19 protein-coding genes and 1 tRNA gene are annotated in these 22,187 nt (G+C 50.4%); 5 read left to right on the plus strand and 15 right to left on the minus strand.

Translation table 11 applies throughout. The features are described 5' to 3' along the window. Positions 1–107: 107 nt before the first annotated feature. The 4 genes from H144_RS0108235 (at position 108) to H144_RS0108250 (ending at position 7,179) form a co-directional block, all read left to right on the plus strand. Complete coding sequence (locus H144_RS0108235) at positions 108–1,823, plus strand: PQQ-dependent sugar dehydrogenase (RefSeq protein WP_019941581.1); 1,716 nt, start codon at positions 108–110, stop codon at positions 1,821–1,823. Positions 1,824–2,040: 217 nt separating this feature from the next. Then, positions 2,041–4,377: an ABC transporter permease gene (locus H144_RS0108240; RefSeq protein WP_229207865.1), complete on the plus strand. Its 2,337-nt coding sequence runs from the start codon at positions 2,041–2,043 to the stop codon at positions 4,375–4,377. Between the two features lie 390 nt (positions 4,378–4,767). Then, positions 4,768–5,799: an SGNH/GDSL hydrolase family protein gene (locus H144_RS0108245; RefSeq protein WP_229207866.1), complete on the plus strand. Its 1,032-nt coding sequence runs from the start codon at positions 4,768–4,770 to the stop codon at positions 5,797–5,799. 237 nt (positions 5,800–6,036) lie between these two features. Next, positions 6,037–7,179, plus strand: a complete 1,143-nt coding sequence (locus H144_RS0108250; RefSeq protein WP_019941584.1) for a glycosyltransferase family 4 protein — start codon at positions 6,037–6,039, stop codon at positions 7,177–7,179. A 12-nt stretch (positions 7,180–7,191) separates the two neighbouring features. On the opposite strand, the gene H144_RS0108255 is transcribed toward H144_RS0108250, so the two are convergent. Next, complete coding sequence (locus H144_RS0108255) at positions 7,192–9,840, minus strand: ABC transporter permease (protein WP_019941585.1); 2,649 nt, start codon at positions 9,838–9,840, stop codon at positions 7,192–7,194. Further along, complete coding sequence (locus H144_RS0108260) at positions 9,837–10,175, minus strand: PadR family transcriptional regulator (RefSeq protein WP_019941586.1); 339 nt, start codon at positions 10,173–10,175, stop codon at positions 9,837–9,839. The genes H144_RS0108255 and H144_RS0108260 overlap by 4 nt, the downstream gene beginning before the upstream one ends. A 212-nt stretch (positions 10,176–10,387) precedes the next feature. Here H144_RS0108260 and H144_RS0108270 point away from each other — a divergent pair, with 212 nt between their 5' ends. Further along, the gene (locus tag H144_RS0108270; RefSeq protein WP_019941588.1) at positions 10,388–12,028 is read left to right on the plus strand and encodes a hypothetical protein; all 1,641 of its coding nucleotides are present in this window, start codon (positions 10,388–10,390) and stop codon (positions 12,026–12,028) included. A gap of 17 nt (positions 12,029–12,045) precedes the next feature. On the opposite strand, the gene H144_RS0108275 is transcribed toward H144_RS0108270, so the two are convergent. The 13 genes from H144_RS0108275 to H144_RS0108340 form a co-directional block, all read right to left on the minus strand. Then, positions 12,046–12,627, minus strand: coding sequence for a class I SAM-dependent methyltransferase (locus tag H144_RS0108275; protein ID WP_019941589.1), 582 nt, complete (start codon positions 12,625–12,627; stop codon positions 12,046–12,048). Between the two features lie 19 nt (positions 12,628–12,646). Beyond that, positions 12,647–13,333 (minus strand): porin family protein, encoded by a 687-nt coding sequence (locus H144_RS0108280; protein ID WP_019941590.1) that lies wholly within the window; start codon positions 13,331–13,333, stop codon positions 12,647–12,649. 133 nt (positions 13,334–13,466) lie between these two features. Next, positions 13,467–14,309: a toxin-antitoxin system YwqK family antitoxin gene (locus H144_RS0108285; RefSeq protein ID WP_019941591.1), complete on the minus strand. Its 843-nt coding sequence runs from the start codon at positions 14,307–14,309 to the stop codon at positions 13,467–13,469. 67 nt (positions 14,310–14,376) lie between these two features. After that, positions 14,377–15,231 (minus strand): nucleotidyl transferase AbiEii/AbiGii toxin family protein, encoded by an 855-nt coding sequence (locus H144_RS0108290; RefSeq protein WP_019941592.1) that lies wholly within the window; start codon positions 15,229–15,231, stop codon positions 14,377–14,379. Continuing rightward, a complete protein-coding gene (locus tag H144_RS0108295) occupies positions 15,228–15,866 on the minus strand; it encodes a type IV toxin-antitoxin system AbiEi family antitoxin domain-containing protein (RefSeq protein ID WP_019941593.1) in 639 nt (212 codons plus the stop codon). Before H144_RS0108295 ends, H144_RS0108290 begins: the two co-directional genes overlap by 4 nt. Positions 15,867–15,953: 87 nt before the next feature. Then, positions 15,954–16,598, minus strand: a complete 645-nt coding sequence (locus H144_RS0108300; RefSeq protein WP_019941594.1) for an SLATT domain-containing protein — start codon at positions 16,596–16,598, stop codon at positions 15,954–15,956. 478 nt (positions 16,599–17,076) lie between these two features. Beyond that, positions 17,077–17,613: a putative antibiotic biosynthesis monooxygenase gene (locus H144_RS0108310; RefSeq protein ID WP_019941596.1), complete on the minus strand. Its 537-nt coding sequence runs from the start codon at positions 17,611–17,613 to the stop codon at positions 17,077–17,079. Positions 17,614–17,698: 85 nt separating this feature from the next. Beyond that, positions 17,699–18,970, minus strand: a complete 1,272-nt coding sequence (locus H144_RS0108315; protein WP_019941597.1) for a relaxase/mobilization nuclease domain-containing protein — start codon at positions 18,968–18,970, stop codon at positions 17,699–17,701. Next, on the minus strand, positions 18,958–19,347 hold the full coding sequence (locus H144_RS0108320) for a plasmid mobilization protein (protein WP_019941598.1): 390 nt from the start codon (positions 19,345–19,347) through the stop codon (positions 18,958–18,960). The genes H144_RS0108315 and H144_RS0108320 overlap by 13 nt, the downstream gene beginning before the upstream one ends. 100 nt (positions 19,348–19,447) lie before the next feature. Continuing rightward, positions 19,448–20,575, minus strand: coding sequence for a site-specific integrase (locus tag H144_RS0108325; protein WP_019941599.1), 1,128 nt, complete (start codon positions 20,573–20,575; stop codon positions 19,448–19,450). 251 nt (positions 20,576–20,826) lie between these two features. Then, positions 20,827–20,902, minus strand: a tRNA-His gene (locus tag H144_RS0108330). 125 nt (positions 20,903–21,027) lie between these two features. After that, positions 21,028–21,636 carry a superoxide dismutase gene (locus tag H144_RS0108335; protein ID WP_019941600.1) on the minus strand — a complete coding sequence of 203 codons (609 nt, stop codon included), beginning with the start codon at positions 21,634–21,636 and terminating at the stop codon, positions 21,028–21,030. A gap of 64 nt (positions 21,637–21,700) precedes the next feature. Next, positions 21,701–22,177 (minus strand): nucleoside deaminase, encoded by a 477-nt coding sequence (locus tag H144_RS0108340; protein WP_019941601.1) that lies wholly within the window; start codon positions 22,175–22,177, stop codon positions 21,701–21,703. Between the last annotated feature and the right edge of the window lie 10 nt (positions 22,178–22,187).

The following is a 22,187-nucleotide window of genomic DNA, read 5'->3' on the forward strand; positions in this document are numbered from 1 at the left end:
AGGCTTTTTTTGTAGGCAAAGTTTCAGAAAGTAAACGGGCATGACAATTGTAGTAGCATTTCGTATTGATTGGTAGAAATAATATTGACTATTAAAAACCGTGAAATATGAAACATATCAACCACTATAAAATACCTCGGCGCGCTTTGCCGGTATTTTGTTTCGTTCTGATCTTCTGCCGCGTTGCCGCGCAAATCCCTGACGTCGAAATCAACCCGACGCCCGTGATCAGCGGCCTTACCTCGGCCATGCAGCTCGTGCACGCCGGCGACGGTTCCAATCGCCTGTTCGTGGTAGAGCGGGCGGGCAGTATCCGGGCCTACAATCCGGGCGCATTGGGCACGTCCGTCGAATTTTTGAATATGAACAGCGGCGGGCAGGTCGTTTCCACGAGCGGCGAGGGAGGTTTGCTGAGCGTCGCATTCCATCCCAATTTTTCAACCAACGGCTTTTTGTACACCTATTATACCGACACCAATGGCGACCTGGTAATCGCCCGATACACCTCGGCCAACCCGGCCGGCAACACGGTCCTCGCCAGCACGCGCGTGGAAGTGCTCAAAATTCCGCACCCGGTCAATACCAACCACAATGGCGGTGAAATGCATTTTGGGTATGAAGACGGCTACCTCTACATTTCCACCGGCGACGGCGGCGCGGGCTACGACCCGAATATGAATGGCCAGAGTACCGCCAGCCTGTTGGGAAAAATACTGCGCATCGACGTCAACCCGCCGGCTGGCTCCGGCCTGAACTATGTGATCCCGCCGAGCAACCCGTTCGGCAATGCGATCTATGCGCGCGGCTTGCGGAACCCGTTCCGGTGGAGCTTCGACCGCGAAACATATGATATGTGGATCGGCGACGTAGGCCAGGACCGTTGGGAAGAAATCAATTTTCGTACGCCGGGTAATGCTTCGGGCGCAAACTTCGGCTGGCGGTGTTTCGAGGGCAACGGCTATACGCCCGGCATTGCGATAGGTGAATGTCCCGATTCGGCCAGTTTTGTGAAACCGATTTATGTGTATGCCACCCGAAGCGCGCGGGGCAGTTCCGTGATCGGCGGCGTCGTTTACCGCGGCTCCGACTGGCCGGTGATGAAGGGCTATTATATCGGAATGGATTACTCGTCGGGCGACATTCACAAGATCAACTCCGACGGCTCGGTGAAAGAATACGAAACTTCAACATTCACGGGGGTAAGGGACATAGGCGAGGACGAATCCGGCGAGATCTTCGCCGTCACCGCGTCGGCTGTTTACCGCATCGAGGCCGAAGACCCGCTGCCCGTTACGCTGGTGAATTTCTCCGGTGCGCCGGGTGTGGAAGGCGTGAAACTGTCGTGGCAGACTTCGATGGAGAAGGATTTTAAGGCATTCGATGTGCAATACAGCCTCGACGCGCGCCAGTTTGAAACGATCGGAACGGTTACCGGCGCCAATGCGACTGCCGGCAATACCTATTCATTTACCCACACGACGATAGAACGCGGCAACCTGTATTACCGCCTGAAAATGGTCGATACCGACGAAAGTTTCAGGTATTCCAAAATGATTACGGTCGATCTCGGTGCCGGGAACCTGACGGATCTCTTTGTGCGGCCGTCGCTCATCAGTACCAATGAGATGAACCTGCTCGTGGAAGAGCCGTTTCAGACGGTCGAGATCGTGAATACGGGCGGGCAGGTAATATTAATGGAAAAAATCGGGGGCAGGAGCGGCCCACTCAGCATTCCGCTCGGCGACACCGCCTCGGGCATTTACATTGTGCGCATGGCGGGCCACGATCGGGTGGTGCAGCAGCGGGTGTTGGTACTAAGGTAAAAATGGTCGTCCAAAGCTGAACGGATTCGTTCATAAGCGGACACCGCCAATTTTGAAATGTGGGGTTAGAGTGAAAGGAGGCCGTTTCTGACGGTCTCTTTTCGTTGGCAGGTTATTTATGCAAACACAACCGAATGGTTTGTTTCAAATTCAACCTGTCGGGATTATGATCGGTAATTACTTCAAAACAGCTTCTCGCAGCCTACAAAAAAACAGATTGTATACATTTATCAATCTGACAGGCCTCACCCTCGGCCTGGGCGTCGCCATCACGCTCTTCTGGATCGTCCGGTTCGAATACAGTTTCGATCGGTACCATGCCAAGGCCGACCGCATTTACCGGGTCAAGTCCACCGACAAGTTTGGCGAGGAACAATCGCACGTGCACCAGACGATCATCCGCATGCTGAAAACGCAGTTTCCCGGTGTGGAAGCGGCTGCGAATTTTTACGGTATGAACCCGGCCACGGTGAAGATCGGGCAGGAGATTTTCAGCCAGAACAATATCTTTTTTACCCAGCCCGAAATGCTCGGCATGCTGGACATCCGCTGGATCGCCGGAAATGCGAAGCAATCGCTCGGTGCGCCAGGCCAGGTGGTGCTCGACGAGCAAACCGCCGCGAAGCTCTTCAAAGGTAATGCAATGGGTAAAAAGCTGCGCTACGACAACCAGCGCGACCTCACTGTATCCGGTATCATCGCCGACCTGCCCGCCAACACCGAATTCCCGATGCAGATGATCATTTCGTGGGAAACCATGAAGCAAATGCAGGCCGACCTTGCCAAAGAGGACAACCTCGGCGGCGGCGATTCCATGCACCAGGGTTACGTGCTCCTGAAACCCGGCGCTTCGACGGCGCCCATCAATGCCGGACTCACCCGCTTTACCAAAAGCCGCCAATCCGAGACCACCGTTACTTCCTACGAATTGCAGCCGCTGTCCGAAATGTATTTCGACGTCGGCAAGGACCCGTTCAACTATTCCATGCCCGAATGGATGCTGTACACGCTCACAAGCATAGCGGCATTCCTCATATTTATCGCCTGTATCAATTTCATTAACCTTGCGACGGTCCAGGCTATCCAGCGGGGACGCGAGGTAGCCGTGCGGAAAGTCCTGGGCAGCGGCCGGAAACAGCTGATATTCCAGTTTTTCGGGGAAACGGCATTGCTGGTATGGGTCGCGATTGTTCTTGGTGCGGCGCTGGCTGGCCAGCTGGTAACGTATTCGTCGGAGCTGTTAAACACGCACGTGGACGGCTCCGCGGTGTGGACCGGCGAAACATTCGTGTTTCTGGGCGTGCTCGCCGTAACGGTGACATTGCTGGCCGGGCTGTATCCGGCGCTCGTACTGTCGGGCTTTCAGCCTGTGACAGCATTGCAAAACCGTGTAACGCTGCCGTACGGCGGCATTTCGCGGCGATCGTCGCTGGTGGTGATGCAGTTTGTGATCGCGCAGGTGCTGGTCATCTGCACTTTGCTGGCCATGAAGCAGATCCGTTATTTTTATGAAAAAGACCTGGGCTTCGAAAAAAGCGGCATCGTGACGGTCCATATGCCCGACCGGAGCGCCGTGTACCGGGAACGCTTTCGCAACCAGCTCAAACAGTACCCCGAGATCCGCGAGGTAGCATTCGGGCTGACCACGCCGGCCAGCCGCCGAAACCACTGGTGGGGCACCATGGAGCATCCCGGCCTGCCGAATGGTGAAGAAACCTTCCGTATCCAGCATGTAGATACCAATTATTTCCGCTTTTTCCACATTCCGATGACCGCCGGGCGCAGTTTTGCAGCTGTGGATACCGCGCGGGACCTGGGGCAGGGGCATGTGGTGGATATTGTGGTAAACGAAAAAGCGACCCGCGATATGGGCTACGACCGCCCCGAAAAGGCCTTGGGGCAGCATTTAAAATTCTGGGGAATGGAAACGAATATTATCGGCGTCGTGAAGGATTACCATTCCGAGGACCTGACCCAAAAACTCGTCGGGCACGTGTATGTGTACGCAACGTGGAACTTCCAGCTGGCGAGCATCCGTATCGACAATTCAAAAAAAGCACAAGCGCTGGCGCACATCGGGCAGCATTGGAAGGCCATGTTCCCCAACTATTATTATGAGCCCAAATTCCTGGAAGACGATATCCGCAGTTTTTACGACGGCGAAAGGAAGCTGTCCAATTTCTTGCAAATCTTCGCCGTACTCGGTATCCTCATCGGTTCGCTGGGACTGTTCGGGCTGGTTTCTTTCGTCGTGACGCAGCGTACCAAAGAAATAGGCGTACGCAAAGTCCTGGGCGCGACGGTCCTCAGCATTGTAGAACTGATCTCCCGCGATTTCCTGAAACTGATGGTTATCGCATTCGCGATCGCCGTACCGGTAGCCTGGTACGCCATGCAGCGCTTTTTGGAAAAATATACCTACAAAACCGACATCAGTGTATGGGTATTCGTGCTGGCGGGTGTGGCTTCGGTGGGCGTAGCGCTGGTGACGATCAGCTTTCAGAGCATTAAAGCCGCGCTGATGAACCCCGTGAAGAGCCTGCGGTCGGAGTGAACCCGAAAGAACCTTTTGCCCGGACTCCTCTAAAGCAAACACTCCGGAAGCATCACCTCCGGAATGTGATCATTATACAACCCTAAAACCCAATTTATAAAAGTCAGATATTGGATAGCACAAATATAATGGAATAAATCCATTTTAATGGAATATGTCCAAATATATTTTGTCGTTTTTGTAGAAATTACATGACCATAACGATGCGTGCACAAAATTTGTAAATATGAGCTATGCTTCGGTTAGCCGGCAGCAAGCCAACCTGTTTAGTAGCGCGGGCAATGCCGGGCGGGTTGATTTTTCTGACGTGGAATGATTATTGCGAATACGTTACCAAGCGCGCTGTTGTGCGCCCGAAAGCACCCTACTAGCTACGTTCCAACGCTCAAAATGAAACCATTCCAACACCATGGCCCTGACGACGATCGGGGCCTGTTCGTCAGTCGCAGACGCTTTTTTCGCCATTCTGGGGCGGCCGTGCTTTCCACAGTGCTGCTCAGTTCGTGCGATAACCTGCTCGATAAGATCATTCCTTCCCGAAAAGACAACCGCGACAAAACGCTGGCATTCTTCGGCGACAGCCTCACGATCGGTACCGGCGGCAGCCGTCCGTTCGGTGAATGGGTGGGCGAAACGCTGGGACGACCTGTACAAAATGACGGTATCAACGGCCAGGTTGCATTATCGATCGCGATCCGGCAGGGCGGTGTGCCGCTGACGGTTTCCGTAACGGGCGGCAAATTCAACGGCGGCGAGCCGGTAGCGGTATCGAAGATCAATAACGAATTTCTCTCCACACCGCTGAATGGCAACGTTTACACGCGCACGGGAACCCTCGCGGGTGTCAAATGCTCGATTACGCGCACGATCATACCCAATTCGGGCGACCGGTACACCATTGAACCGATCGTGGCGGAAGGTGCCGAACCGCCCGTAGATATTGCAATACCGGATGATTCGGTATTCGAACTGGAAGATGCGGTAAGGCTTAAAACTGCGACGCAGATCCTCTGGTACGGCCGCAACGATATGACGGAGGGAAAGCCGAGCCGCGAGATCCTGGCGGCGATCCAGAGCTCCATCGATTACATTACAGAACCCCGCCGGTTTCTCGTCCTGGGCATATTGCCGGCCATCTCGGAGGTGAAGGGAACGAGCCGCTACGCCCGGATCACGGCATTCAACGACGACCTCGCACTGACCTACCGCGACTCCTACGTAGCCATGACCCCGCCGACGGCGTCCGAAATGGAAGCGATCGGCTACACGCCTACTACGCAGGACCAAAATCGCATCGACCAGGGCAATTTTCCCGTAGGAATGCGCCCGGCAAACCGGACAGACGAGATCCACCTAAATAACCAGGGTTATCAGATTATTGCGAATAGGGTTGCACAAAAGATCAAGGATTTGAAATATTGATTTTGACTTTCCATACAAAATAATGCGGCATTAGCCGTGCATTTCAAGGTCAGCCATTTATCCGGGCTGGCCTTTTTTATTGGATAATTGAGAAGGGAAAAAGGGCCCTTGCATAACATTAAGGTATTAATTCAATAAAAAATTGAATTAATTAATTGAATTAGGCATGAACTGTTTAGTTTTACCAAGTATTCCTTCGGATACTTCATACTCATCATTCCTCAACCTTTTCCGAAAATGCTTAACAAAACGAAACTGCTTTACATCACGCATTCCATTCAGATTGGAGGCGTAGAAGTGGCACTGATTTCCGGGATCCCGGCCCTTTTTGAGAAGTACGATCTGACGGTGCTGGTACTCGGGACGGTGGACCAGAAAATGGTATCCCATTTGACGGAACCGCAAAAGGCTTGCATTCATGCATTCGACTATCCGCTTTGGAGTTATCCGGTAACCTTATTTAAAGTTTTGCGTTTCATTGGCCGTATCCGCCCCGATGTTATGATTTCGTCATTATGGCGGGCGTCGATGGTGGGTACATTGGCGAAAAGGCGTTGGCCGAACATCCGGTTTATTTCTTTTGTGCATAGCAGCACATTTTTCCATAAGCTGGATAAAATGTTCACGGTAAGCGCATTAAAGCATTCTGACTACATATTTACAGATTGCTCCGCCACGTCCGAGTTTGTTGAGAAAGAATATGCGCCCGACCGGAACATTGCAGTGATTTCTTTTTTTACCCAAAAATCCCCGGACCACAAATCCAATCCGCCGCTGACAAAACTGGAAGCACGGTTTATGTTCCTGGGGCGGCTGAGCCAGGTGAAAAACCTGAACCTGGCAGCGGATACCATCAAATACCTGCGGGATCGGGGAATCGACGCGAAGCTGGATTTATATGGCAGGGAAGACGGTGCATTGCAATCGCTGAATGAGCAGATAAAGGCCCATCAACTCGAAAATGTAATCAAATACGAGGGCGGGCTGAACATCGCCCAAAAGCAAAAGGCATTTCAGCAATATCACTTCCTTATTCAGCTCAGTTCGAACGAAGGAATGGCCATGAGCGTGGCCGAGGCCATGCAAAACGGGCTGGTGTGTTTTGTAACGCCGGTGGGAGAAATACGGCATTATGCAGGTGATATGGATACCGCGCTTTTTGCCGATATATGGGACCCTGAAAAATGGCGCCAATCCCTGGAAAAGCTCGAAAACTGCATCCGAAACCCTGATATTTACCAGCAAATATCTGCCAACAGTTTCCGGCATTTTCAGCGCGTGGAGCTCTATTCCGAATCGCTTTGCAAAACGATCGATTATGTATTTGTAAAAGAACAAGACGACTTCCAGCCACAAAAACGGGTAAAAGTGACGGGCTAACCCCTCATTGCATTATTCATTTCCCAAACTCTCAACCGGGTTCATCAGCGCTGCCCTGATGGACTGGAAGCTCACGGTCACGACGGCCACCGAGACGGCCAGCAGACCCGCTTGGATGAACGTCAATGCGCTGATGTCGATGCGGTACGGGTAGTTTTGGAGCCATTTGTCGATGGCATACCAGGCCATTGGAAAGGCGAAAATGAATGAAATGCAGACCAGTTTCAGGAAATCGGAGGTGAGCAGGTGCACGATGCTGTTCACCGATGCGCCGAGTACTTTTCGGATACCTATTTCCTTGGTCCGCCGCTCAGCCGAAAGTGTGGCCAGCCCGAAGAGGCCAATGCATGAAATAAAGATCGTGAGCATGGTGCTGAAGAGCATAATCTGCTTCCATTTGGCTTCCGACTCGTATTTTTTCAGATTTTCGTCGTCCATGAACTTGTACGTGTACGCATTGAGCGGAAACAGACGCGCGTACGTAGCCGCGATGTGCCGGAGGCTGCCCGTTTCGGTGCCGGGTTTAATTTTGACTAAAAACCGTCCGTAAGGAATGTCGTGCTTCATGGTGAACACCTGCGGGCCGATTTTCTCGTTCAGATCCGTATAATGGTAGTCGCGCGTGACGCCTACGACGGTATACCGGGCATTGTCATACCAAAAATCCACGATCTGCCCGATCGGGTTTTTCCAGCCCGCCTGCTTTACAAACGCCTCGTTCACAAGCACCGAATGCGTGGAGTCGGCCGGGAATGCGTGCGAAAAGTTGCGGCCCATGCGTACAGGCACCTCTATCGCCGGCAGGAATTCCGGGTCGACGGCCTCGATCGTGAAGGCGATTTCGGTATTGCCGTTCACCTTCGCGGAAGTATTCCATCTGCCTGCATTCTTGGGTGCCACGGCGATAATGTTCGGGTCTTTTCCGAGTTCCTGCCGCAGACGAAAGGCTTCTTCCCGCGTCAGGTTCTGCTTGTCGACGCTGACGAGGTGTTTATCGTTGTAGCCCAGGTCTTTGCTCGTCAGGTAATCGAATTGCGCGTAAATCGTAAGCGTGCCGACGATCAGGAACGAGGCTATGGCGAATTGCAGGACGACCAGCGAGGTTTGCAGGTAATTTTTGCCTGAAAGTTGCAGCCTGTTGTACAGCGTTTTCACCGGGCTATACCCCGACAGCACGAGCGCCGGATAGAACCCGGCCAGTAAGCCCGTGGCCAGGAATAGCACGAGGTAGCCCATCATGAGCTTTATATCAAATAAATAAGAAATGGCCAATGCCTTGTTCGCCAAGTGATTGAATGTGGGCAATGCTGCCTGCACCAGCACCAGTCCCAATGCAAACGCAGCCGAGCAAAGCAGGAACGACTCGCCCAGGAACTGGGCCATGAGCTGCATACGCCCGCTGCCCACCACCTTGCGCACGCCGATTTCCTTCGCCCTTTTCAGCGAGCGGGCCACGGTGAGGTTGATAAAATTGATGCAGGCAATAAGCAAAATGAAGACCGCGATGCCCGACAGAATGTACGCCAGCTGCGGATTGGTGCGGCCCTCGAGGCCATTATCGGGCGGTAACCCGGCATTGAGGTGAATGTTGGTGAAAGGCTGCAACAGGTACTCCTTCTTGTCGCGCATGTCGTATTTGCGGGCCACTTCCCGGATCGCCTCCTTCGCGTCGGCATTGTACACGGCATTTATTTTCCGCTCCACCTGCGTCAGGTTCGAGCCCGGCGCGAGCAGTACGAACGTGTTCAGGAAGGTATTGAACCAGTTCATGCTGCGTTCCATGTCGGCGGGTTTCACGACAAGCGGCATCAGGATATCAAACCGGATCGACGAGTTCTGCGGGCATGTTTTGGCAATGCCTGTCACGGTGTAAGGTTCAAAACCTGTATTTTTTTCGCCCGTGCGGACGGTGAGCGTCTTCCCGAGTGCATCCGACGTGCCGAATTGCTTTTGGGCCATTTCTTCGGAGATAACTACCGATCGCGGGTTGTTCAGGGCCGTTGCCGGGTTGCCGCTCAGCAAGGGGAATGAGAATATCGAAAAGAATGCGGAATCCGTGTGGAACACGATTTCGCTACGGATTCCGGCGCCGGTTTTAATGTCGTGCTGCTCCTGCATCAAACGAACATATGCCTGGATTTCGGGCACACCGGCGGCAAATTTCGGTCCGGGCAGGTAGCCCGAAATGCCCGTCACGCCGGTTTGCTGGCCATTGGGCGCCATGTAGCGGTTGGCGACGCGGTAAATGCGGGGATTATTGGTATGGAAACGGTCGAAACTCACGTCATCTTTGGAATAGAGCACGATCAGCATGGCCGCGGCCAATCCGATGCTGAGCCCGACGATATTGATAAACGAATACGTTTTGTTATGCGCCAGCGTCCGCCAGGCAATGGTGAAGTAATTGCGGATCATATCGTGGCTGAATAGAAAGGTAGCAGGGTAGGGGGATTTTTGCCGCCGGATATAGCGGGGTTTGATAAATCCCAATGCTTCGCGCCAGTACCGCAGCCGCGCCCGGCGCTCGCCGATCCGTTCGGCCTGGAAATAAAACTCTTCATGGAGGTCGCCCAGGATGCTTTCATGCAGGTGGGACGCGCAGGCCCAGGTGAGAAGTTTGTCGGCCCAGGTGGGCGGCGTGGGTTGAGGGTTTGCTTTCATACGTCCAATGCGGGAGTAAAAGGTTTCACAAGCCGCGACCAAAGGCCGTCCCTGACGTCGCGTACCTGTTTCAAAGTATTTTGCCCATAGGCAGTGACGGTGTACAGCCGTTTCCGCCGCCCGCCGCGCTCGGCCGTGGGCTCGCCCATTTCGGATTTCACCATGCCTTTTTCTTCCAGCCGCTGCAAGGCGGAATGCACCTGGTTGAGCTGCACCGGCCGGCCGGTTTGTTCTGTGATTTCATGGGCAAGGCCGACGCCGTATGCGTGCCCCTCCATGACTGCCACCGTGAGCAGTACTATTTCTTCGAATTCTCCGAGGTATGACCTGTTCATGACCGGACCATTAGTTTCATATTTGCTGATAAAATAGCTTGCCAGATTATTTTTATGTATTTAAATAATTGAAAGTCAATCAATAAAAGTATTTGGTGAGTCGGATCAGCTGTTCATTTGCGAACAGCGGTGTCCGGCTTTTGAATGTTTCAGAGTAACCGCCGGGCCATTTCGCGCTTTTAAGATAAAAAGCAACCAACCAGCCGCTTACAATGAAATACTTGCTTCTGATCCTGATTTCCTGCGCTTTCGTGGCCCATGCACAAGACAAAGGCCCGCTCGGCCAGGTGACGATTACATCCGAAAACGGGGAAACGAGGGGGTATGCCAATGAAAAGGGCGAGCTGGTTTTGAATGTATCGCCGAAAGATGCTGCTAAATTTAAAGCCGCGGGCCAGGTCGGCTACCGGGATTTCGGGGCGCAAGGCGACGGGAAATCCGACGATATCGACGCCATCGCCGCCACGCACGCGTTCGCCAACCGGCACGGGTTACGGGTGAAAGCGGAGGATGGGGCAACCTACTATATCAGTGGAAAAGAGCGCACGGTGCTGATCAGCACGGATACCGATTTTGGAAAGGCGGCCTTCATCATTGATGATAAAGATGTGCAAAACCGCAATGCGGCAGTTTTTACCGTCGGTTCGGGCCTGAAACCTTTTAAGCTGGAACAAGTAGCTTCATTGAAACGCAACCAGCCGAAAATAGATGCGTCGCTGCCCGGGCCATGCCTGATTACCGTTGTGAATACGAATGTGAAGCAATACATCCGCTTTGGGCTGAACCAGAATAGCGGCTCTCCCCAAACCGATATTTTTGTTGTGGATAAAAATGGAAAGGTGGATATGCATGCACCGATCATCTGGGATTTTGACCAGATTACCGACATGACCGCGCTGCCGATCGACGAGAAGCCGCTGAAAATCACCGGCGGCCGATTCACGACCATTGCCAATCAGGCGGAATCCAAATACACGTATTACAACCGGAACATCGCCATCAGACGGTCAAATGTCGTCGTCGACGGCCTGGAACACCGCATTACCGGCGAGGGCGATCACGGGGCGCCATACGGCGGTTTTATCAATATCGGCGACTGCGCTTATGTGGCCGTTAAAAATTCCATTTTTACCGGTCACAAAACATATAGTACCATCGGCGCGGCCGGAAAGCCCGTCACGATGGGCACCTACGACCTTTCCGTGAACCGAGCCCTTCATGTCTCGTTCGTTAACTGCACCCAAACCAACGATATCAACGACAACACCTACTGGGGTATCCTGGGCTCCAACTTTTGCAAAAACCTGCTCTACGACCGTTGCGTTCTCTCGCGCTTCGACGCCCACCAGGGCGTCGCGAACGCCACCATCCGCAACTCCACGCTGGGGCACATGGGCATCAACGCGATCGGCAGCGGCCTGCTGCTCGTCGAAAACTCGACGATCCGGGGCAGGAGCGTCGTGAACCTCCGCCCGGATTACGGCAGCACCTGGCAGGGCGAGCTCATTATCCGCAACTGCGTGTTCGTCCCGTCGGGCGGCAAGCCCGTCAGCGCAAGCATCATCAGCGGCTCCTACTCGGGCCAGCACGATTTCGGGTATACGTGCTACATGCCCGAGCGCATTACGATCGAGAACCTCCGCATCGAGGACACGGCCCACCCCGAAAACTACGAGGGCCCTGCCATCTTCGCCAATTTCAATCCTGAGATGAAAGACGAGTCGTATCAGGAGAAATATCCTTATGTGAAGACGAAAGAAGTGGTGCTGAAAAAGGTGACGACGGCGAGCGGGAAGGCGGTGCGGGTGAGCGATAACGCGGTGATGTTTCGGGGGGTGAAGGTGAGGGAGTAGACCGGAGGGCCGTCACCTCAAAGCCTGACCGCATGATAATAATGATTCTCCCCCTCGTCTTCAAACTCCTCGACGAGCGAAAGGCCTGATTCGGTTAGCAACTGTTTATACTTCTCCGCGCCGAGCGATACCGATTCGATCTCTGTGATGGCATCTTCCCATTTCATCTCCCGGGACGGGGCTGTGAACAGCAGCTTTCCGCCTGTGACGAGTGCATCGGCCATTTTTCGGATCAGCACATCCTGCTTTTTTTCCGGTAAAAGGAATAGCAGTCCCCAGGCAATGATGGCGTCGAACTGCCGGTTGAAAAACGAAGAATCTTCGGCGGGTTCGCAGGCAACCGGAATATCGGGGAAGTTTTGCCTGAATGCCCGGACCATGGAAGGCGAGGCATCGACACCGTAGACGGTCGCGCCTGCATCCAGCAGGGCCCTGGTGACAGGCAACCCCATGCCACAGCCCGCATCGAGCACTACCGCATTGGGAGGCAGCGCCGTTGCCCATTGCCGCACCGACGTTGCCCCGACCCCGTCGATGCCCTTGGAACGGCAGCGAATGAACGTGGCGGCGTGTGCTTCATATCCGTTTGATTTGTCCATTGATATGATTATAAAATGCTTATTTCCCCATCGGAACCAGCACGCCGATGTGTACGGATGGACCGCGGTGGTAAGTTTTCACTCCCTCGGCTAACCGCCGGAGCCCGAGGTGATAACGCGCTTCACCAAATATCGTTACAGATTTGACGGGATAACCCATGCCCAAGCCGCCGACAGCGCCATAATCGAATGTATTTTTCCCATAGCCGCTTTCCAGATTGACGACGCCGGACTCGTCCTTGGTGACAACGCCATCGTATGTGATTTTGGAAGAGTACTTCAACTTCACATGTCCAGCAAGATAACGAAGTTCAGGCCCGAGAGAAACAATCCCCGTAAACTTTCCGATCTGTGGCCTCCATTGCAGCAAAACCGGCAGTTCGATGAAATTAAACCGGAATTTTCCCCTTTCCTCGCTTTTCAGGATAGCGCCATTCAAAGGGCCTTCCCCCAAAGTTTCGTACCTGGCCCCACGCTGTGAGAAGCCAGGTTCCAATTGAATGCTGAGGACCTTGTTCAGCGGCCTATTGATGAGCAACGCGACGTTTGCGCCCACCCTGGTATCATAATCAAAAAAAGCCCCGGGCTTGAAATTGCTGAAATTGACACCCGCGCGAACGCCCAGATGGTACTGGGCAAGGGACCTGGCATTTGAAAAAAGGACAAGCACGGCAATCAGCCAAAAGGAGAGGATAGCGTTTTTCATGGATATACGTTATGTAACTATTGACTGTTATATAACGTACGGTTACATGGTGGCGGTATTTTTTTGGGAGCAACAAAAAAAGGTCCTGAAAATCAGGACCAGACCTTGTGCCAATACTGACAAAACATCTGTTTTAACGTTCTTTGACCAAATACTTGTAAGTCCAGTAAATGTCCTTACTCTGAGTAGCATAAGCGCCATTTTTTCGTCGGTAAAGCACTTTGTAATTCTGAATTAACCCTCTTGCCACTTGCTCACCCGGTCTGGTCGCTTTTATATAGGTGACCACTGAGTCACTGGTACTTTTCGACGAATAGGTGAGTGAAGAATCCCTGACATAAAAAAGACTATCAAAATCATACACAAAGTTCTCAATCAATGGGAATTCTAGGTGTTTCAGCCGAAATACTAATCTTAGTGAATCGTTCAATAAAACATTTTTTGCGCCGGATATACGATCTAAACGAACTGTGCTTTTAACAACGTTGCCAAGTGAGTCATACCAGGTTTGCGAGTTTGTCCACTTCTTGCCTCTGACGTTAATATTACTGCCCAGATACTTTACTTTCTTACCAGGCAGGTCGAAGTATTCATATCTGTCTCCGACTGGCATACTGTCCTGCAGCATTACCGAACTCTTGAGGTTACCACTTTTATAATACTCGTTCCAAGGTCCAGTTAACTCCCCATAGAGCCATGTTTCGGTTCTAAGTAATCCGCCTTCCGAAAAGTAAACTTTTGCGAGACCGTCTACATATTCATTTACAGCTCGCGAGGAGTATATCATGTTTCCGGCTGTATCGTATCCATAGAATAACTCAACGGAATCGTTTAACGGTTTAGTCATCCCTTTCATAACTCCGTTAGAGTAGTAAGTATATGTCGGCTCCAATTGCTTGTTTTTGAAATAAGAAAATATCACGTATATAAGCACGCTGAGGATAAAAATAGAAGTTCCTATTTTGCTTAGTTTCATTGAATATTCCTTAATCGATTCCTTGATTCAACAATGACCGTAGATTTTTAGCTATATAGCTAGACAATTATACGCCCAATTTCAGCTTGGAAACCAAATCATGAAAATACTGCGGACTCCAAATGTCCAAAACACTTGCATTTGGTATAAATCTCCGAATATCATCCTTGATTCGTTGGAAGTTAACCGAATTTATTTTTGCATTCAGCAACTCCCGAAACTCGACTTCATTGATGTCGTCCCGACTCCAATCTCCGCTATCTTTCGCACGTAGCGCGAAGTGTTTGAGATTCAACGGAACGCCTTTTCGGATATACCATTCCATGTCATACCAGTCGCGGCCCTTGACATTGTCTTTCCATTTCCTGAAAAGCAACGCATACATTTTTCCGGCGAACAGGTCGGAGATGGCGAAACACTTCACGTAAAATGAAAATGGTTGGAGCAAAAGCTTTTCTTCGGTATCAAATCCCGGAGGCGGCATGGTATCGACTTCCAGTTTGATTTTGATGCTAGCTATTTGTTCAAGCCCTTGCTGACGCACAACACCTTCCAGAACCAGCTCCCGCCAGATCGTTTCGGATTTCAGAAATGCGGAATCAATGCTGGTCTTTACTGCCTTCTGTTTTTCCTTGACCGATACATGCATTCCCAGCGCTTCGAATTCATCGATGATGCCGGGTATATAGGTATTGATCGAAAAATCGGGGTTCATTTCGAGCAACGAGAAGTCGAGATCCTCTGAAAAGCGGTCGAGCCCATAAAAGATACGGAGCGCGGTGCCGCCATATAACGCAGCCTTTTCGAAGAAGCCCTTGCGATAGAGCCCAGCCAGCGCGACTTCCTGCATGATTTCGCGCAGCGCCTGAGTTGCATCGTCCTTATTGACAGGATTGTAACTTGCCAGCCATTCCTTGATCATAATTCTTTGATGAGTTTAATCACCTGCGCCAAGCTCTCGCGTTTTGGCGAATCGCTTAGCCAGGTCTCCATTGCTTGTACATCCAGCTGTTTTAACTGATCTTCGTCCATTCTCAGGTTTTCTATCAGGTATTCACTGGCTGCGATTTTACTTCGGAGGTTTAAGCCCGCTGTATTGATTATTTTGTCGAATAAAGCTTTCTCCGGGGACGCGATCAGTGCATTCTGATCTTTTCCGACCGCGACTTGCCGTATCCCGAAGCTGTAATAGGGGAGCGGCATTCGTGTAAAACTGAATGCACCAGTCGGCGTGTCAAAGCGGCGTGAGGCCTTTGTTGTTGCGGAGGAAACTTCGAACACTCGTTCGGGGATCAATCCGTAGTATGACAGCGCACTATCAAAAGACACATAGCTTGGGCCAAGCATATGGTTTGCGAGGAGAAATGGCTCTGTGCGTGTTTCTGAAAGTCTTATGGATGGTAAGTACAGGCCTTTCTTGACTGGTTCGATAATGCCTGCGGAGATGAGTTCATGGATTTTATCGTTGGGGCGTTTGTAGTCTTTCAACAGCGAGGTGAGCAGTTGATGTGTTAATGGCTGGCTGGAAAGGTTTCTTATGCTCTGGGGTAGATCCATGTGTAAATATAGTAAGATAATCGGAATTTATCCGATTATCTTACTATAAAAGTACAATATGTCTGAGCTCTTATAAGTGTTAATCTCTTATCCCTTCTGTGCCAGGAATAAGGCAAAAACGCCGATCGGACTTATAATGATAGCATGGTACACAAAAAGTACTTTAAAATAGTACTGAACGTGATACTGAATGACCTGTCGAAATTTTAGTTCGAAATACTCATGGTTTAGCAGCAAAAATTTTTTGTAGTCGATGTCTTCGTGGTTCGCGTAATTGGCCAACACCTCTTGGTATCTATCTGCGATGCTATTGGAGAATTCAGCTTTTTCTTGTTGAGAACGCTCAGTCAAAGTTTTGAATGTCCTATGCTCGTTGTACAATTTGGCTAATTTCAATGCACATTCATGATATAATTGAGATTGACGTTTGTATTCTCGACTTGTTTCAATTTGCCCGAACAACAGCAATAGGATCGAGATCGATGTTGAGCCGAAAGCAATAACGTTTTCGTTTATCGCAGCCTCATTAGAGATTTGATAGACTGACAAGAGGCCTATTATAATTAGATAGGCGTTTAGGAGTCCTAACGATAAATTGGATAACTTGTCAATTCTGGCCAACCTGTGTGCAGCCTGGAAGCGAGCACCCTTTGTGGACCAGAGTTTGTAGCCCATTTCTTCAAGGAATGTTTTATTCAGGTGGTCTTTATGCGAAGGGAATTTCTTTTCCATTAGTTAGCATTGACATTCACTTCGATCGACATAGGTTTTATTTCCGTTGGAGTTGATGTAATAGCACCCGCCCCGTGGTCCCTTGTTTAACTGTTGACCATTGTGTGTGCCACACGGAACAACCTCACCACAAGAGGCAAAGGCACTGAAAGTAAAGATAAGGAGGAGACTGTAAAGAACTTTTTTCATGTTGGATGGAGGAAGTAGTTGTGAAATACAACCAGAAGTTTTTCGTCCATTGGTCTTACTTAGGAATCTTATTTAGCGGTATGTACATATCGTTTTTTACTTATTTTCAACTCAGCGCAGCCGCTATTCTCACTCAAAGTAAAAATTGACGGGGTTCACCCCTTGGCTGCAAAGCCATTGGCGGTTTAAGGAGCGACGTAAGCGGTAAATAGCCAATGGATTTGAAGTCGTCACTTTTTGCTCTGTACCTTTCGTTGCGCTGAGGTGCACAAGCGTGTTACCATTAGTCTTACTTACTATTTTTCAACCGCCCAGAGAGCCAAGGTTTTAGCACCTTCGTAACCTGCGGCATCACAACCCAGGTAAGCAGCCCAACCATACATCCCGTCACAATCAAAGTCCTGAATGCAGGATGCAATCCCTGAATGTATGGACCAATTACATAGGTCAAAAACAAACTGGTAGGATACACACCGCAAAGCGTAGCCACCGCCATTTTCCACCTCGGCGGAGGAACGGGAGAGCGGAACCAGGCTTCCAGACCGGTGAGCTCCCGGTAGACCGGTTCTTCCGTCAACGTCGATGCATAGGCCTCCCAATCCTTAAAGAGCTTTGAATTGTAAAAAGCATCCCGCTCAGCCTGATCGGCGAAAGTCCTTAATATGCCAATTTCCCGGCTTTCGTTGCCTGGCAATGCGGTCATCATTGCCGCTCCGTGCACACCGCCATGCAAAAATGAATCACCAAGAAAGCGCCGAAGCGCATCTTTGAATTCTTCTTCTTTTCCGGGAAGGACTTTGCGGGTAATAGCGACGTGAATGGGCATGGGGGTATTGTTGAGTTTTGAATTCGAGTAAGCATAAATATAATCAATGAGGGTTCTCGCATTACACTCCGTAAATCGCTTCACGTCAAAACCCCATCGAAAACCCTCTCTGCTTTTTCTTCCTCGGTTTTCTGAGTTCCTGAGGAGTATAGCCATTATCCTGTAGAGGCGAAAACAGCGCATCTACTACCGTCCTGCTGTTTTTGAATTGACCTACTGAACTTGCTTGTTGAGTATTTTGCTGATTTTCGGCCTGCTCCGCATTTTTACCGATCATTTGAGATCTCTGCTGGTGAAGAGAAAGATCAGTATCCCTGCACCATTCTGTAATACCTTTCGCGCCGAATTCCTTTCCCAAAGCACTGCCATTGAAAACGGCTTTGCTGCGATGGTCTATGAAAGTAATGCCGTAGAGAGCTCCCTGCTCATTTCTGCGGAGCACCATATCAATACCATCCCGGCGTAGATTTTTGCCCAGACCGGACACTGTCGGGTTTTTCTGGCCATATCTAACCATGTTGATGCTATTCTTGATATTTTGATAGCCGATTTGGCGAGCAACCTCATTTTCGGGAAATATCTTTTGAAGATTTTGCTGTGTCGGTTTAAAATGAAAGTCACTGGCTTTGATCGGGACGCCCACTTTGTTCCCGTGCTTATCGAGTACCCGGTAGAGAATTCCTTTGTTTTTCCTGATCTTCGAATCAGGGGATCCGATATCAGCGGCCACATTGTATAGGTTGAGCACAGCATTCAGTTCTCCAATCGTGGTGAACTTATAGTCTTTAAGAACCCTGCTTAGCACATTTGAGATAGCCTTTTTTGTTTCCGTCTTTCCATATTCAACTTTGATGCTGGCCGGCTGTATACGAAATTCTTGTGCATTTCTTTCCTGTGCTTTCACCAATCCAAATTCTATCTCAATTTCCTTCCTCGTCTTCTCCGATTCATTCCTGCCCAAGTTATGAAGTGAAATCCGGCTGCCGTCTGCTTTAATGTTGGTCGTTACAATGTGCACATGCGGGTGACCGGCATCCCGATGCTCATAAACAAGTGCCGGTTGCTTTTCAAATCCGATGCCTTTCAGGTAGGCTTTTGAAATCTCCGCGAGCTGTTCTTTGCTCAGCTTTTCCGAAGGATCAAAGTTTAAGGAAACGTGAACCGTGTTGACCTTTGTCCGTTTGTTCAATGCGAGCTGCCGTTGAATGCGGTTCAGTTTCTGCTCGAAGGTGAGCGCGTCGGCGTCTTTTGGATAGTGAAATGCACTGATGCATTCGGCTTGTCCCTGTTCCAGCTTGTTCTCGTTGTAATGCAGTACCGCCCGAAGCCGACTGCTGGTGTGAATCACTGCAACCATCGATCCGCCAGTTTATCGGTTTGCGCTTTGATCTGATCCAGCATTGAAAACAAGAATGTCTTTTCGACTTCATAACTGGCGATCCAGTTTCTGAACTCGGCAATCTGGTTGATGCTATGCAAGCGCTTGGTCGCCTGGTTAAAGTTGTTGCCAAGCCGGTTGAGCTCTTCGCGTAATTCGGAGAGCTCGGAAATCATTTGGTCTTGCGAGGCGTTTCTTTCGACCACGGTAACTGGCCTATTGAAGATCAAAAGCCGCAAAAATTCACTTAATTTCCGGCACGTGGTCCGGCCGCGTTTGGCTTCCAGGTTAGCATATTCTTTGGGCGTCAGCCGGAAGATTACAAGCTTTGTCTTGTTCGATTTTTCTTCTTTCATCACGATCCTATCTACACTTTCAAACATTAAAACTCCTTCACAAACCTGGACCGACTTTGGAGGGGAAGGCCAGATAGGGCGCAGAGCGACCGACGATTGTTTAACAATCGTACTTGGAAACCGTCTCAATCGGCACTTTGTTACTCAGCGTCACAGTCGTAGCAAACGTATGCCGGGCAATGTGAAAAGTCAGCGTCTTTGAAATCCCGCAAAGGTTAGCAATCTCCTTCAAATAAGCATTCATCTTCTGATTACTCAGCACCGGCAGCACAACGCCCTTATTGCAGCATTGCGGATGCTCCTTGTACTTCTCAATAATGTCAAGCGCAGTAGGCAACAACGGAATACGTGTAGGCGCGTCCGTTTTCTGGCGGGTGGTGTCGATCCAAAGCTCCCCGTCCATCCCGACAACAATATCCGTTGTCTTCAATTGCTTCACATCGACATAGGCCAGTCCGGTGTAGCAGCAGAATAGAAAGATGTCCCGCACCTGGCTGATCCTTTCGACTTCAAAAACCTGCTCGGTAAGCCGTTTAAGTTCGTCTCTGGATAGCGGATTTTTAACAACCTCCTTCTTAGTCAGCTTGAAGCCCTGGAACGGATCCTTCTTCAACCACTTGTTATTGATACAGATCAGCACAACCTTCTTCAAGTTGCTCATATACTTGATCGCCGAGTTGTTGTGGTTGCAACCTCGCGCACTACGGAGCCAGAAATTGAATTCAGTAATAAATTCAAAATTTAGGTCTTTGATCTCCATATCATCCTTCTTATACTTCCACTTGATAAAGGAGGCGGTATGTTCCTTAGCGGTCTTGTACCGCTTCAAAGTGAGCGGCGCGAACTCCTGACCGACCAGCGCTTCCATTTGTTCGTTATGGCGCTCGAAGACTTCTAGGATTGTGCGGGTTTCATTGCTCTTACCGAGCAGAATGTTTTTCAACCCTTCGGCGGAGATTTCTTTGTCGTCCTCGGTGAGAATCTTCTTGGCCTGGTAAACTTTGGCGGTGAGCATGTCCAAATACGCATTAAGCGTTTTGGCATCTTCCTTGTTTCCGGCTGGTCGTCCGACTGATGAATTCCACCTTTCGGTGTTCCATAACTTCTTGGTGGATAGCTCGGCGACCTTGCCGTCAACGGTGATTCTCAGGTAAACATAGCGAACTGTTCCTTTTTGATTTCTGGCAGGCTTTAAATAGAAAAGCAGACCAAATGTTTTTTCCAACATAACACAAGCGTTTAAAAGTGGTTAAATATCGAGTTACCACGCTTGCCAGTCAAGATGTCCATGCGGTGAACATGTTGTCTATCAATTTGTTATGCCGTTTCCAGTGAGTCTTTTTCTCAAAGTGAGTGAACTACACGAAAGACTCACTGAAAACATGGGAATTTTTGCATTTTTTGACATAGTCTGAAAAACAAAAATGCCCGCAAATCATTGATTTACAGGCATTTTGTTTGACTTTGAACTTATTTCAAGGGAGGGAGACGGGTCTCGAACCCGCGACCTCTAGAACCACAATCTAGCGCTCTAACCAACTGAGCTACAACCTCCGTTTAAGCTGTATCGAATGGGCTAAGCCCCTTTCGAGGACACAAAATTAGAAAAAGGTTTACAGCTTGCAAGAGATTTTATAAATTTTTTACAAGCTGTAAACCTTTTCCCAAGCCGAAGCTTGATTATTTAGCCGCAGTGTACAGTGCGTCAGCCGCTTTCCAATCTACAACGTTCCAGTACGCGTCGATGTAGTCGGGGCGTTTGTTTTGATATTTCAGGTAGTATGCGTGCTCCCATACGTCGAGGCCGATCAGTGGCGTGCCTTTCGCTTCGGCGATGTCCATCAATGGGTTGTCCTGGTTAGGGGTCGAAGTGATGGCGATTTCACCGCCTTCTTTCACGATCAGCCATGCCCAGCCCGATCCGAAACGGCCGATAGCTGCTTTTTTGAACTCGTCTTTGAATGCCGCGAACGAGCCGAATTTCGCCGTGATCGCTTCGCCCAGCTTGCCGGTTGGCTCGCCGCCGCCGCTTGCCGAAAGCGATTTCCAGAAGAATGTGTGGTTCCAGTGACCGCCGCCATTGTTGCGTACGGGCGCCGGAGCTTTGCTGATGCCAGCGAGTAATTGTTCTATGGTTTTGCCTTCCAGCTCAGTGCCTGCTACCGCGGCATTCAGGTTGGTAACATAAGCCTGGTGGTGACGGTCGTGATGTATCTCCATGGTCAATGCGTCGAAGTGCGGTTCCAATGCATTGTTTGCGTAAGGTAAGGGATCCAGTGTAAATGCCATTTTCAGTGTAGTTTAATGATTAATAAATTTGTTTTACCAGATAAGGTAACAGCAGAAGGCCGCTTTATGTTCTTAATCCCCTGAAAAATTTGAGTAGTAACTCCTGGGATTCCTGTGCCATTATGCCCGTTACCAGCTTCGTTTTGGGATGCAGCAGCGGCTGCCCAATCCTCGAAAATCCGCGTTTTTCGTCCGTCGCACCTACTACCACCCGTTTGATCTGCGTCCAGTACAACGCGCCGGCGCACATCACGCACGGTTCGAGGGAAACGTACAGCGTGCAGTCGGTAAGGTACTTCGAGCCGAGGTGGTCGGCGGCGGCGGTGATCGCGATCATTTCGGCGTGGGCTGTGACGTCGTTGAGGCGCTCGGTCTGGTTGTAGCCGCGACCGATGATCCGGTCTTTTGCCACCACGAGCGCGCCCACGGGAATTTCCCCTTCTTCGTATGCCTTATGGGCCAGGCCGAGGGCCTCTTCCATAAAGTAATGGTCCATGATATCGGCTTGTATGTCCATCGGCTGGTCATGAAAACGGGACATCCATTGCATT

This window comes from Dyadobacter beijingensis DSM 21582 (genome assembly GCF_000382205.1).
Lineage (GTDB): Bacteria > Bacteroidota > Bacteroidia > Cytophagales > Spirosomataceae > Dyadobacter > Dyadobacter beijingensis.

What these genes read in the sequence shown, in the direction of transcription:
- H144_RS0108270 (WP_019941588.1), top strand. Translation starts at nt 10,388, where the DNA reads ATGAAATACTTGCTTCTGATCCTGATTTCCTGCGCTTTCGTGGCCCAT.
- H144_RS0108275 (WP_019941589.1), bottom strand. Translation starts at nt 12,627, where the DNA reads ATGGACAAATCAAACGGATATGAAGCACACGCCGCCACGTTCATTCGC.
- H144_RS0108235 (WP_019941581.1), top strand. Translation starts at nt 108, where the DNA reads ATGAAACATATCAACCACTATAAAATACCTCGGCGCGCTTTGCCGGTA.
- H144_RS0108335 (WP_019941600.1), bottom strand. Translation starts at nt 21,636, where the DNA reads ATGGCATTTACACTGGATCCCTTACCTTACGCAAACAATGCATTGGAA.
- H144_RS0108255 (WP_019941585.1), bottom strand. Translation starts at nt 9,840, where the DNA reads ATGAAAGCAAACCCTCAACCCACGCCGCCCACCTGGGCCGACAAACTT.
- H144_RS0108310 (WP_019941596.1), bottom strand. Translation starts at nt 17,613, where the DNA reads ATGCCCATTCACGTCGCTATTACCCGCAAAGTCCTTCCCGGAAAAGAA.
- H144_RS0108250 (WP_019941584.1), top strand. Translation starts at nt 6,037, where the DNA reads ATGCTTAACAAAACGAAACTGCTTTACATCACGCATTCCATTCAGATT.
- H144_RS0108300 (WP_019941594.1), bottom strand. Translation starts at nt 16,598, where the DNA reads ATGGAAAAGAAATTCCCTTCGCATAAAGACCACCTGAATAAAACATTC.
- H144_RS0108290 (WP_019941592.1), bottom strand. Translation starts at nt 15,231, where the DNA reads ATGATCAAGGAATGGCTGGCAAGTTACAATCCTGTCAATAAGGACGAT.
- H144_RS0108340 (WP_019941601.1), bottom strand. Translation starts at nt 22,177, where the DNA reads ATGTCCCGTTTTCATGACCAGCCGATGGACATACAAGCCGATATCATG.
- H144_RS0108280 (WP_019941590.1), bottom strand. Translation starts at nt 13,333, where the DNA reads ATGAAAAACGCTATCCTCTCCTTTTGGCTGATTGCCGTGCTTGTCCTT.
- H144_RS0108245 (WP_229207866.1), top strand. Translation starts at nt 4,768, where the DNA reads ATGAAACCATTCCAACACCATGGCCCTGACGACGATCGGGGCCTGTTC.
- H144_RS0108285 (WP_019941591.1), bottom strand. Translation starts at nt 14,309, where the DNA reads ATGAAACTAAGCAAAATAGGAACTTCTATTTTTATCCTCAGCGTGCTT.
- H144_RS0108325 (WP_019941599.1), bottom strand. Translation starts at nt 20,575, where the DNA reads ATGTTGGAAAAAACATTTGGTCTGCTTTTCTATTTAAAGCCTGCCAGA.
- H144_RS0108320 (WP_019941598.1), bottom strand. Translation starts at nt 19,347, where the DNA reads ATGAAAGAAGAAAAATCGAACAAGACAAAGCTTGTAATCTTCCGGCTG.
- H144_RS0108295 (WP_019941593.1), bottom strand. Translation starts at nt 15,866, where the DNA reads ATGGATCTACCCCAGAGCATAAGAAACCTTTCCAGCCAGCCATTAACA.
- H144_RS0108260 (WP_019941586.1), bottom strand. Translation starts at nt 10,175, where the DNA reads ATGAACAGGTCATACCTCGGAGAATTCGAAGAAATAGTACTGCTCACG.
- H144_RS0108315 (WP_019941597.1), bottom strand. Translation starts at nt 18,970, where the DNA reads ATGGTTGCAGTGATTCACACCAGCAGTCGGCTTCGGGCGGTACTGCAT.